The organism is Streptomyces yangpuensis (genome assembly GCF_001005295.1).
Lineage (GTDB): Bacteria > Actinomycetota > Actinomycetes > Streptomycetales > Streptomycetaceae > Streptomyces > Streptomyces yangpuensis.
Genome location: NZ_LBMK01000003.1, coordinates 94644 through 106554, shown reverse-complemented (window position 1 = coordinate 106554; position 11911 = coordinate 94644). Strand labels below are relative to the sequence as shown.

General features: G+C 71.5%; 12 protein-coding genes and 1 tRNA gene. 6 read left to right on the top strand and 7 right to left on the bottom strand.

What is annotated here, in order from left to right; genetic code table 11:
• Positions 1 to 2 precede the first annotated feature (2 nt).
• Positions 3 to 1685 (top strand): helicase HerA-like domain-containing protein, encoded by a 1683-nt coding sequence (locus AAT21_RS15720; RefSeq protein ID WP_079025731.1) that lies wholly within the window; start codon positions 3 to 5, stop codon positions 1683 to 1685.
• 20 nt (positions 1686 to 1705) lie between these two features.
• Positions 1706 to 2638, top strand: a complete 933-nt coding sequence (gene opcA / locus AAT21_RS15715) for a glucose-6-phosphate dehydrogenase assembly protein OpcA (RefSeq protein ID WP_046777535.1) — start codon at positions 1706 to 1708, stop codon at positions 2636 to 2638.
• Here the strand turns inward: opcA and AAT21_RS15710 are convergent.
• Complete coding sequence (locus AAT21_RS15710; RefSeq protein ID WP_046777534.1) at positions 2587 to 3060, bottom strand: cupin domain-containing protein; 474 nt, start codon at positions 3058 to 3060, stop codon at positions 2587 to 2589. The two genes, opcA and AAT21_RS15710, sit on opposite strands and share 52 nt — an antisense overlap.
• Before the next feature lie 76 nt (positions 3061 to 3136).
• Entirely contained in the window at positions 3137 to 3754 is a 618-nt protein-coding gene (locus AAT21_RS15705; protein ID WP_046777533.1) for an HhH-GPD-type base excision DNA repair protein, read from the bottom strand.
• A 103-nt stretch (positions 3755 to 3857) separates the two neighbouring features.
• On the opposite strand from AAT21_RS15705, the gene AAT21_RS15700 reads away from it, so the two are divergent.
• From AAT21_RS15700 to AAT21_RS15685, 4 genes are all read left to right on the top strand, one after another.
• On the top strand, positions 3858 to 4670 hold the full coding sequence (locus AAT21_RS15700; protein ID WP_046777532.1) for a VOC family protein: 813 nt from the start codon (positions 3858 to 3860) through the stop codon (positions 4668 to 4670).
• A gap of 424 nt (positions 4671 to 5094) precedes the next feature.
• Entirely contained in the window at positions 5095 to 5598 is a 504-nt protein-coding gene (locus AAT21_RS37570) for a hypothetical protein (protein WP_157879718.1), read from the top strand.
• Positions 5599 to 6340: 742 nt separating this feature from the next.
• Positions 6341 to 6529, top strand: a complete 189-nt coding sequence (locus tag AAT21_RS36805; protein WP_235439063.1) for a hypothetical protein — start codon at positions 6341 to 6343, stop codon at positions 6527 to 6529.
• The gene (locus AAT21_RS15685) at positions 6526 to 6954 is read left to right on the top strand and encodes a type II toxin-antitoxin system VapC family toxin (protein ID WP_046777530.1); all 429 of its coding nucleotides are present in this window, start codon (positions 6526 to 6528) and stop codon (positions 6952 to 6954) included. Before AAT21_RS36805 ends, AAT21_RS15685 begins: the two co-directional genes overlap by 4 nt.
• Here AAT21_RS15685 and AAT21_RS15680 read toward each other — a convergent pair.
• From AAT21_RS15680 to AAT21_RS15660, 5 genes are all read right to left on the bottom strand, one after another.
• Positions 6929 to 7888, bottom strand: coding sequence for a phosphorothioated DNA-binding restriction endonuclease (locus AAT21_RS15680; protein WP_046777529.1), 960 nt, complete (start codon positions 7886 to 7888; stop codon positions 6929 to 6931). The genes AAT21_RS15685 and AAT21_RS15680 overlap by 26 nt on opposite strands.
• Before the next feature lie 400 nt (positions 7889 to 8288).
• Positions 8289 to 8711 carry a PIN domain nuclease gene (locus AAT21_RS15675; protein WP_046777528.1) on the bottom strand — a complete coding sequence of 141 codons (423 nt, stop codon included), beginning with the start codon at positions 8709 to 8711 and terminating at the stop codon, positions 8289 to 8291.
• Positions 8708 to 8923, bottom strand: coding sequence for a type II toxin-antitoxin system VapB family antitoxin (locus AAT21_RS15670; protein ID WP_046777527.1), 216 nt, complete (start codon positions 8921 to 8923; stop codon positions 8708 to 8710). The genes AAT21_RS15675 and AAT21_RS15670 overlap by 4 nt, the downstream gene beginning before the upstream one ends.
• A 122-nt stretch (positions 8924 to 9045) precedes the next feature.
• Positions 9046 to 11466, bottom strand: a complete 2421-nt coding sequence (locus AAT21_RS15665) for a helicase-associated domain-containing protein (protein WP_046777526.1) — start codon at positions 11464 to 11466, stop codon at positions 9046 to 9048.
• Positions 11467 to 11748: 282 nt separating this feature from the next.
• Positions 11749 to 11833, bottom strand: a tRNA-Ser gene (locus AAT21_RS15660).
• Positions 11834 to 11911 lie beyond the last annotated feature (78 nt).

Below are 11911 nucleotides of genomic sequence, written 5' to 3'. Positions count from 1 at the left end.
CCATGAGCGAGAGCACCGATGCCACCGCCGCCGAGACGGGCAAGACGGGCAAGGCGGGCGTGGCTGACAGGGTGGATGCGGCGGATGCGGCGGATGCGGCGGATGCGGCGGCGGACGCGGCGGGCCCCGCCGGGCGGATCGCCGCCGGGTACGCCTTCACCGGACCCGCGCTCGACCTGGGAGCCCTCCTCTGGGACGGCGTATGCCTGCCCGACCGTCAGATCCGCATCCCCCTGTCCATGCTCAACCGGCACGGGCTGGTCGCCGGCGCCACCGGCACCGGCAAGACCAAGACGCTCCAGCTCATCGCCGAGCAGCTGTCGGCGGGCGGCGTGCCCGTCTTCCTCGCGGACATCAAGGGCGACGTCTCGGGGATCACGGCGCCCGGGGTGCCCGGCGAGCGGACCGGCCGGCGGGCCCGGGAGGTGGCCCAGAGCTGGCAGCCCACCGGATGCCCGGGCGAGTTCTACTCGCTGGGCGGGATCGGCCCCGGCATCCCGGTCCGGTCCACCGTCACCGCCTTCGGCCCGGTGCTGCTGTCGAAGGTGCTCCAGCTCAACCGGACGCAGGAGCAGTCCCTCGGCCTGATCTTCCACTACGCCGACACCAAGGGCCTGGAGCTGATCGATCTCAAGGACCTGCGCGCGGTCGTCGCCTTCCTCGTCTCCGACGAGGGGAAGGCCGAGCTCAAGGGCATCGGCGGACTGTCCACGGTGACCGCAGGGGTGATCCTGCGGGCGCTGACCGCGTTCGAGGCGCAGGGGGCCACGCAGTTCTTCGGCGAGCCCGAGTTCGACACGAGCGAGCTGCTGCGCACGGCCGCCGACGGCCGCGGGGTGGTCTCCGTACTCGAACTCCCGGCGGTCCAGGACCAGCCGCAGCTCTTCTCCACCTTCCTGATGTGGCTGCTGGCCGACCTCTACACCGACCTGCCGGAGGTCGGCGACCTGGACCGGCCCAAGCTCGTCTTCTTCTTCGACGAGGCGCACCTGCTCTTCAGCGGGGCCTCGAAGGCCTTCCTGGAGTCGGTCACCCAGACCGTCCGGCTGATCCGCTCCAAGGGCGTGGGCGTCTTCTTCGTCACGCAGACCCCCAAGGACGTGCCTGCCGACGTGCTCGCCCAGCTCGGCAACCGCGTGCAGCACGCCCTGCGCGCCTTCACCCCCGACGACGCCAAGGCGCTGAAGGCGACCGTGAAGACCTTCCCGCACTCCGCCTACGACCTGGAGGAGCTGCTCACCGCCCTGGGGACCGGCGAGGCCGTCGTCACCGTGCTCAGCGAGAACGGCGCCCCCACCCCGGTCGCCGCGACCCGGCTGCGCGCCCCGCAGTCCCTGATGGGGCCCGTACCGGCGGCGGAGCTGGACCGGGCGGTGAAGTCCTCGCCGCTCTGGCCGCGCTACGCGGAGCCGGTCGACCGCGAGTCGGCGTACGAGAGGATCAGCGCCGAGCAGGCCGCCGCGGAGGCCCGGGCGGAGGCGGCCGCGGCGGAGGCGGAGGCCGAGAAGCAGGCCTCGAAGACAGCCGCCAGGGGCACGGGACGCGGCGCCCCGAAGGAGGACCCCTCGCTGGTCGAGCAGGTGGTGGGCAGCGGGCTGTTCCGCTCGCTGGCCCGGTCCATCGGTACACAGCTGGGCCGGGAGATCTCGCGCTCCGTCTTCGGGACGGCGCGCAGGCGCAGGTGACGCGGTGACAGACTCGGTGCATGCGGACCGAACTCACCGACACCACGTCCAGCAAGGTCAACCGGGCCCTGCTCGCAGCACGCCGGGCGATAGGCAGCCCCACCATGGGGCTGGTGCTGACGCTCGTCGTCGTCACCGACGAGGAGAACGCCTACGACGCCGTACGCGCGGCCACCGAGGCCTCGCGCGAGCATCCCTGCCGCATCATCGTCGTCATCAAGCGGGTGTCGCGCGGCCCGCACAAGCTCCGCGCGAGCCGGGTGGACGCCGAGCTGCGGGTCGGGTCCGACGCCGGAGCCGGGGAACTCGTACTGCTGCGCCTGCACGGGGCGCTGACCGAACAGGCCGGGTCGGTCGTCCTGCCCCTGCTGGTGCCGGACGCGCCGGTGGTGGCCTGGTGGCCGGCCGCCGCCCCCGCCGACCTGGCGCGGGACCCGCTGGGCGCGCTCGCGCAGCGCCGGATCACCGACGCGGCCGCCGCCTTCGACCCGGTGGGCGTGCTGGAGGAGCGGGCCGTCGGATACCAGCCCGGCGACACCGACCTGGCCTGGACCCGGCTCACGCCCTGGCGGGCCCTGCTGGCCGCGGCCCTGGACCAGACGCCGCTCACGGTGACCGGCGCGGCGGTGGAGAGCGAACCCGACAACGCGAGCGCCGAGCTGCTGGCACGCTGGCTGGAGGACCGGCTCGGGGTCCCGGTGGACCGCGTCGCGACCGACGGCCCGGTCATCACCGCGGTGGTACTGCGCACCACCGGCGGGGAGGTCCGGGTGGACCGGCCCGCGGGCGCGCTGGCCACCCTGACCCTTCCGGGGAGCCCCGACCGCAGGGTGGCCCTGAAGATCCGCAGCGGCGCCGAACTGATCGCGGAGGAGCTGCGCCGCCTCGACGCGGACGTGGTCTACGGCTCCGCGCTGCGGCGGCGGCCGCTCCAGGCGGGGCTCTCGGCGTAGTGGTTGTCGTAGGTCGCCGAGCTGTCCTTGATGTCCTGCACGGTGGCCTCGCCCGCGTGGACTTGGCCGAGGAGGCGGTAGTAGTCGAAGCGGCCCATGCCGGGGGTGAAGCCGACGAAGACGCTCGCCGTGTGGCCGGCGGCGGGGGCGAAGGCGTGCTTGACGCCCGGCGGGATCGCGATGAAGTCGCCGGCGTCCAGGGTCTGGATCTCGTCGCCGACGAGGACGTCGAGCCGTCCCTCGGTGACATGGAAGAACTCCGTGGCCCGGGTGTGGAAGTGCACCGGGGCGCCCGCCGCGCCCACCTCGAAGGCGGCCGTGTTGCAGGTGAGCTCTGCGGTGTCGGTCAGCAGGGTGATGAGGCTGCCGGGGGCGTCCTGGATGGCTTCGGCGGTGGCGGCGCGGGTCGCGATCTCTGTCATGTCCTTCAATCTACGGACCCGATCGACCGGGATCAGGGGTCAATCGGGGCCCCGTACCGCCGGTCAATTCACCCCATCACCCCTTCGCGGTCCTGGCGGTCCTGGTGGCTTTGGCGGCCTTGGCGGCGGCCTTCATCTCCTGCTTGTGCGCCCGCACCTTGGCCAGGGAATCGGGACCGGTGATGTCGGCCGCCGAGCGGTAGACGTTCGCCTGGCCGTAGCCGCCCGCGGCCTCCCGCCAGCCCGGCGGCCGCACCCCGAACCGCTTGCCCAGCAGGGCGAGGAAGATCTGCGCCTTCTGTTCCCCGAAGCCCGGCAGCGCCTTGAGCCGCGCCAGCAGCTCCCGCCCGGTCGGCGCGTCGGACCAGACGGCCTCGGCGTTCCCGTCGTAGTGCTCCACCAGGTACGCACACAGCTGCTGGATCCGCGTCGCCATCGACCCCGGGTAGCGGTGCACGGCGGGCTTCTCGGAGAGCAGTGCGGCGAAGGCCTCCGGGTCGTACGCGGCGATGGCGTGCGCGTCCAGGTCGTCGGAGCCCAGCCGCTGCGCGATCGTCCAGGGCCCCGAGAACGCCCACTCCATCGGCACCTGCTGGTCCAGCAGCATTCCGACGAGCGCGGCGAGCGGGCTCCGGCCGAGCAGCGCGTCGGCCTCGGGCTGCTGCGCCAGCCGGATGGTGATGTCCTTGTCCATGGCTCCAGCCTCCCGCGCGGGCGCGCTCCCCGCGCGGTCGGCACACCGCGCGCCTAGCGTGAGTACGACGACAGCGACGAACGAGCCGAGGAGTCGATCGATCATGCTTGAGTTCCCCGAAGGCGCGCCGTGCTGGGTGGACGCGATGTTCCGGGACGTCGAGGCCGCCAAGACCTTCTACGGCGACGTGCTGGGCTGGACCTTCGGCGAGTCCAGCAGCGAGTACGGCAACTACACGCAGGCCTACTCCGACGGCAAGGCCGTCGCGGCCGTCGTACCGCCGATGCCCGGGGTCGACGCGCCCTCGCAGTGGTGTCTGTACTTCGCCTCGCCCGACGCGGCGGCCACGGCCGGGAAGGTGACCGCGAACGGCGGCGAGGTCCTGATGGGCCCGATGCAGGTCGGCGCCTTCGGCACGATGCTCATCGCGAAGGAGCCGAGCGGCGCCGTCTTCGGCGTCTGGCAGCCGGGCGAGCACAAGGGCTTCGAGAAGATGGGCGAGGCGGGCTCCTACGCCTGGGCGGAGGTCTTCACCCGGGAGCCGGCCAAGCCGGACGCCTTCCTGACGAAGGTCTTCCCGTACGGCGCCGAGCGGATGGACCCGGGCGACGCCCCGGAGGCGGCCGACATGGACTTCATGGTCTTCAGCGTCGGCGACCCGGGGCAGCCGGTGCTGGGGCGGATGAAGATGGACGACGACTTCCCGCCGGAGGTGCCTCCGTACGTCCAGGTCTACTTCGCGGTCCCGGACTGCGACGAGGCGGTGTCGAAGACGCAGAAGCACGGAGGGAAGCTGCACTTCGGCCCGATGGACAGCCCGTTCGGCCGGTTCGCGGCGGTTTCGGACCCGCAGGGCGCCGCCTTCGCGGTGATCGACCTGACGACGACGGTCGGTGAGATGCCCTCCTTCGGCTGATCCCGCCCGCGGGCCGCGCGGTCCGTGCGGGCCGCGCGGTCCGCACGGCCTCCACCGGGGGCCGCAGGGCCGTGGCCGCGTACGACCGGGCAGACTTCGCCCCTGATACGTGAGTTCGAGCGTGCGGGGGGCGGGTCCGATGCGACGTACGGCGGTCGTGATGGCGATGGCGATGGCGGGATGCGGGCTGGCGGTGCTGGCGACGGCCTCGTGCGCGATGCCCCCGGCGCCGCCGATGTCACCTGGGGCGCTGCCGAAGACCGCGCCCATGCCCACGTCCGCCCCTTCGCTGAAGCCATCGCCCTCGCCGTCCCCGCCCTCTGCCTCCGCGTCGCCGTCCTCCCCGTCTCCCTCGGCGTCGCCGGCGCCGTCGTCGCCCCCTCCGCCGTCCGACTCCGGGCCCGCCGTGCCGGCCGGGGACGGCGTGGTCACGGCCGCCGACCAGCCGCTCCTGGCGGCCGCCCGGCAGGAAGCCGGTGCGGCCGTGCCCGGCGACGACGCCGTGATCGTGATCAACCGCGGTCCCTCGGGCACGGGGGAGCTCGCCTGGATGCCGGACGAGCGGAACTACTGCCTGGCCGTGGTCCGCGAGGCCAGGGCGCGGACGAGCTGCAAGCCCCTGCCGGCGTCGTGGGCGCGGATCGGGGTCCGGCTGGTGACCACCGGCGGTACGACGGCCGCCCGTACGGTCTTCTTCGCCGTTGTGGACGGCGGCCACGGCCCGTACGGGTACCAGGGAACGGCGGGCGTCGCCCCCGGCCCGGACATGGGCCCGGTCCACGACGCCACGGCCACCTTCGCCTCCGGCCGGACGCTGAGCCTCCTGACATACGAGCGCACCGTCGGGGTCCTCACGCCCGGTGACCACTACATCTGCAGCGCGGACAACGCGATCTGCTTCCCCGCCCTCGACGCCTACACCGGCTAGCCGGGGGGTGCGGGCCCAGCGGGCCGAGAGCGGGCTGACAGCGGCCTGTCAGCGCGTCCAGGCGTCCGTCCTGCCCGCCAAGTCCACCGTGGCCGGCTCGCTGTCCACCGGAGCGGCCTGCGGTGGAGTGTCCCGCCCGGCTCGTCCGGAAAGCGTCGGACGGGGCCGATGCCACCAGAACTGCCACCACTGGCGGGTTACTTGCTGGTGTCGATCAGGAACTGCGCGGCGTTCACCGCCGGGGGTTCGCCGAGGGTCGCCGGCGTCCTGATCTGGGGCGGAGCGTTCAAGGGCCCTCCATCCGGACGGCTTCGGCGGGGGCGAATGGAACCGGAACTGCAACCATGAGTCCGGCCCCTGATCACCCCCTGCGCCAGGCACCGAGCAGTTCTTCGGGTCCGTACGCCGCCTGGAGCCCGCCACAGGTGGTCCCGTTGCGCGAGACCGCTACGAGCGGTACCGGCCACCTTCTCGAAGCCCTTGTGCTCGCCCGGCGGGGGTGGCTCCGTCCGGACGGGCCCGGATGGAGGTGAATGAGACCAGAACTGAGACCAGGCTGGTTGGGGTTCGCCCGGATCCGGCCTGCTCGGCGGCCGGCCACTCTAGGCTTGTCCCCAGGTATGGGCCCGCGGACCGCTTCGTGGAGGAGCCGATCATGAGTACTGCCCCGAACCTTCCGCTCCCGCCCCGTCGGCCTGAAGACCCACATCCGCTGCGGACAATTCGGGAGATCCGGGAGTCCTTGCCCGAACAGCAGCTCGGGCACTTCGACGCTGAACTCGCCGACACGGACATCGACGCCCTTCCGGAGATGCTTCACCGCTGGGCCACCCTCGGCAGCGACGGATTTCTTGATCGGCTTGCGTCGACACCGTTCGAGGGCCTGGAGTTCGGGCAGCGCTCCTACGACGATGCGGCGGACGGCGAGTGATCTATCTGCTCGACACCAATGTGGTCTCCGAGATCGCCACTCGGCCGAAGCCGGCTCCGGCTGTTGTGGCCTGGGCCCGTTCTGTCCCCTCCACCGGCCTGTACCTGAGTGTCATCACGATCGCGGAGATCGAGGCGGGCATCGCGGAGACGCCGGACCTGGTACGGCGTGCCGCTTTCGAGCGGGCGCTCGAGGGCATTCGCGTCGACTACAGCGACCGGATCGCAGCCATCGGAGAACAGGAGGCCCTCGCGTACCTCGCCCTTCATCGGAAGCTGAAGAGCGCCGGAAGCAGCATCGATCCGCCGGATGCACTGATCGCCGCCACTGCTCTCGCGAACGGGTGGACCCTGGTGAGCCGGAACGTCAAGCACCTGGCCCGGACTGGCGCGCTCCTGCTCAACCCGTGGGAGTACGGGGGCTGACCTGCGGGCGGAGGCGCGAGCCCTCGCGAGACCGACTTCGTGGAAGATCTGCGCCGGGGCGCGGGGTGCCGTGGAAGACCTGGCTGGTGTGCCAGGAGCGGTGGTGCGCCGCCACGGACTGCACGCCCGGCTGCGGACCGATGAGCGGGCGGCCCGCGAGGGCTATGACGTGCTCGCGGGCCGTGGGGCTGCGGCCGACGAAGTGCTGCGAGACGAGGATGCGGTGACCGTCGCCGACACCGAGGACGCCCTTGTCGAAGAGCTTGTGGTGCAGTGCGCACAGGCACAGGCCGTTGTCGACGTCATCGGGCCCGCCGAACGCCCACCAGCGCACGTGCGCGGCCTCCAGCCCGACGGGCACCGCTCCGATCCGCCCGTCGTAGCCGCAGAAGGCGCACTGGTACTCGTAAGCCGTCAGCACCAGCTCCCGCATCCGCCGGTCCCTCTGCCGTCGCTCTGACGGAAGCCGTCCGGTCTGCGCCGGCTCCAGCTCCAGTCCGATCGCTTCGCACAGTTCGCTGTGCAGGGAGGGCGGAAAGTGCTGGTCGAGCAGTACGCGCGCCAGCCGGCCCAGCAGTGACGGCTCGCGCCGCAGTGCCGCCCGCAGCTCCGGCGCCAGCTGTCCGACAGCCCTGGCCGCCCGCAGCTCCCGCACCGCGCTGCCGGGACTGCCGGGGCCGCGGTCGGTGCGCACCTCCCATACCCCGTCGCCGGCCAGATGGTGGAACGGGTAGGCGGGTGTCGTCCTGTTGGGCGGACCGTACTCGGTCAGCAGCCGCTTCAGGTCCTCCTCCACCGCGCTGTAGAACAGCACGCCGTCCGCATCCTGCTGGAACCGGCCGAGGGCGTACAGGAAGAGCAGCGGCTTGTGGGGAGCGCGCGCCCCGTTCTTGGTCCACTGCCGCAATGTCGCGGTCCGCTCCAGCCAGTCCATGACCGGCGATCGTAGTGGCGCCGTACTGAACGTGGGATCCGGGCCCGCCGCAGGCATGTGTCTGACGACCTGCCGACGGCGCCATGGGGATTCGTTAGTAAATGTCCGAAACAAGTGGGACCGGAACTGAGACCAGGGCATGCCGGGGAGCCGGACCGCGATCAGCGGTCCGGCTCCTCGTTTCGCCTGTTCAGGCGGCTGCGGAGGATAAGAGATTTGAACTCGTGAGGGGTTGCCCCCACAGGCTTTCCAAATGTTCGTACCGGGGTCCGGCGGGGGCCGTAGGCGTCCTGACCTGCGGCGGAGCGTTCGCGGTAGCCCCGTCCAGACGGGTCCGGACAGGTGTGAACGAGACCAGAAGTGAGACTGCGAACAGAGCAGAGCTCGGCCGCCTTCTGCCTTACTTGCCGGTGTCCGGTCCGTACCACTGAAGGGCCTGGCCGGTGACCGCCGCGATGCATTCGAAGTCGCGGTCGCAGTGCAGGAGCGTCAGCCCTTGCAGTTCCGCCGTAGCGGCCACGACCAGATCCACGGCTCCAGCGCTGCGGTGCTGTCCTCGCTTGGTGAGCGCTTCCTGTACCTGCCAGGCGCGGTCGTAGGCGCGGTCATCGACCGGCACCCATCCGAACAGCAGGCGCATGTCCTCGATGCCTTGGGCGCGGTCTGCCGCGGAGCGGGCGCTGTAGAAGAATTCGAGCTCCGTGATCGGGCACGTCGCGATGAGCCCGGCGGCGGCTGCCTGGTCCCAGCCGAACTGCTCGGCGTCGGTGCGCATGAAGCGTGCCAGGGCGCTGGTGTCGATCAGGAACTGCGCGGCGTTCACCGACGGTAATCGCCCTTCTCCTGGAAGAGCTCCAGGTCGAAGGCGCCGTCGGCGGAGGCCGCGCGCAGTCGGGCGAGTGCGAGCGCCCTCCGCCGGTTTTCGAGTACCTCGCGCAGTGCGGTGTTGACCGTCTCTTTCTTGGTGCTGGTGCCGAGTGCTCGGGCGACATCGGCCAGCAGCTCGTCGTCGAGGTCGATCACGGTTCGACTCATGGGGCATCCCTCCTGATATCACCTGTGCCATCGAATATATCTCGATGGATGACCGGTGTCCCGGCTTTCCTCGGGGAGTGATGCCGCCGCTCCTCGGCGTGGGCGTACGCCAGGTCGTCTGCCTACGCCGGCATGACACTGTGGATACGGGAAAGCGTGAAGACGCGTTCGGCGTCGCGCAGGTGGCACCACGCTTCCAGGCAGGGCGGGTCGAGTTCGAGGCGGCCTAGGGTGCGCACGGTGCGGCTGCCCGAGGCGGCGACGTACTCGACGGTGATGGCCGTGCCCGTGTCGATGGCGTGGGCGAGCTGGCGGACGTCTGTGTACGTCAGCTGCTTTGCGTATCCGGCGACGATCTCCTCGGTGTCCGTGCCGAAGGGGACTCCGTTGCCGGATGGGTCGGGCTTCGGAGCGGTCGGCGGGGTGGCCAGCAGCCGGACCGCCAGGCCGAACGAGCCGACTGCGGCAGGCTCCTTCGCCGTCCGGTGTGCTGAGCGTCCGGTGCCGGCCTTCGTGGTGGCCTTCCGAGGGGCAGGAACGGCGGCGGCCCGTCGAGGCGGCACCTTCTCGATGCGTACGGTTCCGTCCGCGGCCTCGGCGACGGGCGCATAGCCCTGGTTCCGGAGCGCGGCGAGGGTCTTGTCGGGCGAGCTGCCGCTGACGAGCACCGTCGGGGCGAGCTGCCGCAGCCCGAGCGCGGCGAGTGCCTGGTGGGCGGCGAGCTCGGCCAGGAGCGCGGGTTCGTCGCTGTGGATGACGCAGGCGGCGGGGGCGATGCGCATACGGCCGTGACGACGGGCGGCGTCGGCGATGAGATAGGACAGGGGCTGCGGCAGGGGGCCGTCGGCGACGGCGGTCAGCTCGGCCGAGATCTCGTCCGAAGCGCGACCGGTGTCCAGGGCGCGGCGGACGCTGTCGGCACTGAAGCGCCATACCGAGGCCGTGCCGCTGGTCTCCCGGTCGGCGGTCGAATCCAGGAGCTCGGCCAGGCGTGCGGAGGGCGTACCGGTGACGATGGCGGTGAGGTCGCCACCGAACCGGGCCGTTCTCGTGGCCTCCGGCAGCAGCCGTCGACATGCGACGGCCAGTTCCTCCCGGTCACCCGTCACCAGGGCCGCACCGAGCCGGGAGAGTGCGCCTCGGGCGATGACGCCCGTCAGCTCGGCCTCGCGGACCGCTGCGGCGCAGGGCGTCTCGTCGTGGAACGACAGATGAGCGAGCGGACGGTGCCAGGCGACGAGCGGACCCAGATCGGTGCCGACCTGCACACCCTGACCCTCCGGAAGCGCGGCCGCCGCTGCGAACAGCCCGCGCCTGGCCTGCAGGCAGGCGCTGCAGCGAGGAGCTCCGGCCACGGCAGGAAGCGACTTGTCGTCCTCGTCGCGGGACTGCGAGGGAGTGAACTGCAGGTTCCACCATGCGTGAAGCAGGTCGGCGAACTGCGCTGCCGGTTCCTGCGCCACCCAGGTGTCGTATACCGCGGTGGGTGCGATGCGGTCGCCGTCGGCGCCCAGCAACCCCACCGAGTGGGCGATCTCCAGGGTGATGCGTACCACCGCATCATCGGCCTGCGCGGCCTTGCCGATCCGCCCCAGTTCACGCGCGCCGATCCCGCCGGACTTCAGCCGGGCCGGTGGAGCAGCCGAGCAGGCCGACAGGACCGAGGCGGCGTGGGCGGCGAACGCCGTGGCCGCCGCAGCTGCCTCCCGTTCCACCTCCACCGCGGGGACGGGCACCAGCTCCGCCACGGGCGGTACGGGGTCGAACGGCGCACGCCAGTCCGGCCCGCGCAGCGCGAGCGTCACTTCGGCGGGCATGCGGGCGGGCCCGTATCCGTGGCGGTTGCGGATCAGGAACCCCCTGTCCAGGGCCCATCGCTCACCCGGCTGGACATCGGCCATGGGGGCTCCGAACACGACGAATTCCGTGTGTTGTGGTGCGGACTTCGCCCGTCGCTCCAGCAGCTGCCGGGCGGCCGAAGGGGCCTTCGCGATCACTGCGGCGACGCGCTGCGGATCGCCATGATGTTCCAGGACAGCGGCCGTGCGCTGCTGCCTGGTGCCGGGCGGCTTGATGCCCAGTGCCACGAGCATGCCGCGCAGCTCCTCGGAGGTCACGCCTTCCAGCAGCTCCTCCAGCGGTGCGTCCAGCCCGAGAGGCGCGTCCCACGCCTGCCGCAAGGGGGCGGCCATGTGGAGGTTCCCGTCGCCGTCCGGCCAGACCAGTGCGTGATCGGCCAGAGCCTCCAGCACGGCGTCCAGTTCCCGAGCGACAGTGGGTGCCGTCGCTCCCAGTGCCCTCGCCAGGGCGCCGCGCGACAGGGCTCCCAAGGCGGCCAGGGCCTCGGCCACTTGGAGGCAGGGCAGCGGTAGCTGTGGCAGGACGAGCGCCACCGAGCCGGGCCGCAGAAGACGTTCCGCCGACTCCTCCATGGAACGTGGCTCCGGTGGCGCAACGGCGTCCTTCCGTATCCCGAGTACGCGCGACAGCCGTGGGGCGTCGAGGCCGGCCAGCCAGGCCGTCAGCGTGGATCGGGACGTCATTGGGGAACACCTCGCGAGGCCGGGAAACACGGCTGGGGACCGGAGCGGCCCCGAGCGGAGCCAAGAATCGCGCATTCGATGGGTCCATCGTCGCCACTCGGTGGGGAGTTCACCCGCAGAGGGCGGGCTGTCGACGGGGCTGGAGTGCGGGCGATCCTGGCGCGCCGTACGAGATGTCGTGAATGCCCGAGATAAGCGAGACTGGCACTGAGGCCAGGACATGCCGAAGAACCCGGCCGCTGAAGCGGTCCGGGTTCTTCGTTTCGCCTGTTCAGGCGGCTGCGGAGGATACGAGATTCGAACTCGTGAGGGGTTGCCCCCAACACGCTTTCCAAGCGTGCGCCCTAGGCCTCTAGGCGAATCCTCCGCCGCAAACAATACAAGACGTGGAGGGGTGCTCGCGAACGTGATCGTCCGGCGGGGATCCGGCGGGGGTCCGGGTGGG

Bases quoted from the DNA above. Each gene is read 5' to 3' on its own strand.
- AAT21_RS15720 (WP_079025731.1), top strand. From the start codon at position 3: ATGAGCGAGAGCACCGATGCCACCGCCGCCGAGACGGGCAAGACGGGC.
- opcA (WP_046777535.1), top strand. From the start codon at position 1,706: ATGCGGACCGAACTCACCGACACCACGTCCAGCAAGGTCAACCGGGCC.
- AAT21_RS15710 (WP_046777534.1), bottom strand. From the start codon at position 3,060: ATGACAGAGATCGCGACCCGCGCCGCCACCGCCGAAGCCATCCAGGAC.
- AAT21_RS15705 (WP_046777533.1), bottom strand. From the start codon at position 3,754: ATGGACAAGGACATCACCATCCGGCTGGCGCAGCAGCCCGAGGCCGAC.
- AAT21_RS15700 (WP_046777532.1), top strand. From the start codon at position 3,858: ATGCTTGAGTTCCCCGAAGGCGCGCCGTGCTGGGTGGACGCGATGTTC.
- AAT21_RS15680 (WP_046777529.1), bottom strand. From the start codon at position 7,888: ATGGACTGGCTGGAGCGGACCGCGACATTGCGGCAGTGGACCAAGAAC.
- AAT21_RS15670 (WP_046777527.1), bottom strand. From the start codon at position 8,923: ATGAGTCGAACCGTGATCGACCTCGACGACGAGCTGCTGGCCGATGTC.
- AAT21_RS15665 (WP_046777526.1), bottom strand. From the start codon at position 11,466: ATGACGTCCCGATCCACGCTGACGGCCTGGCTGGCCGGCCTCGACGCC.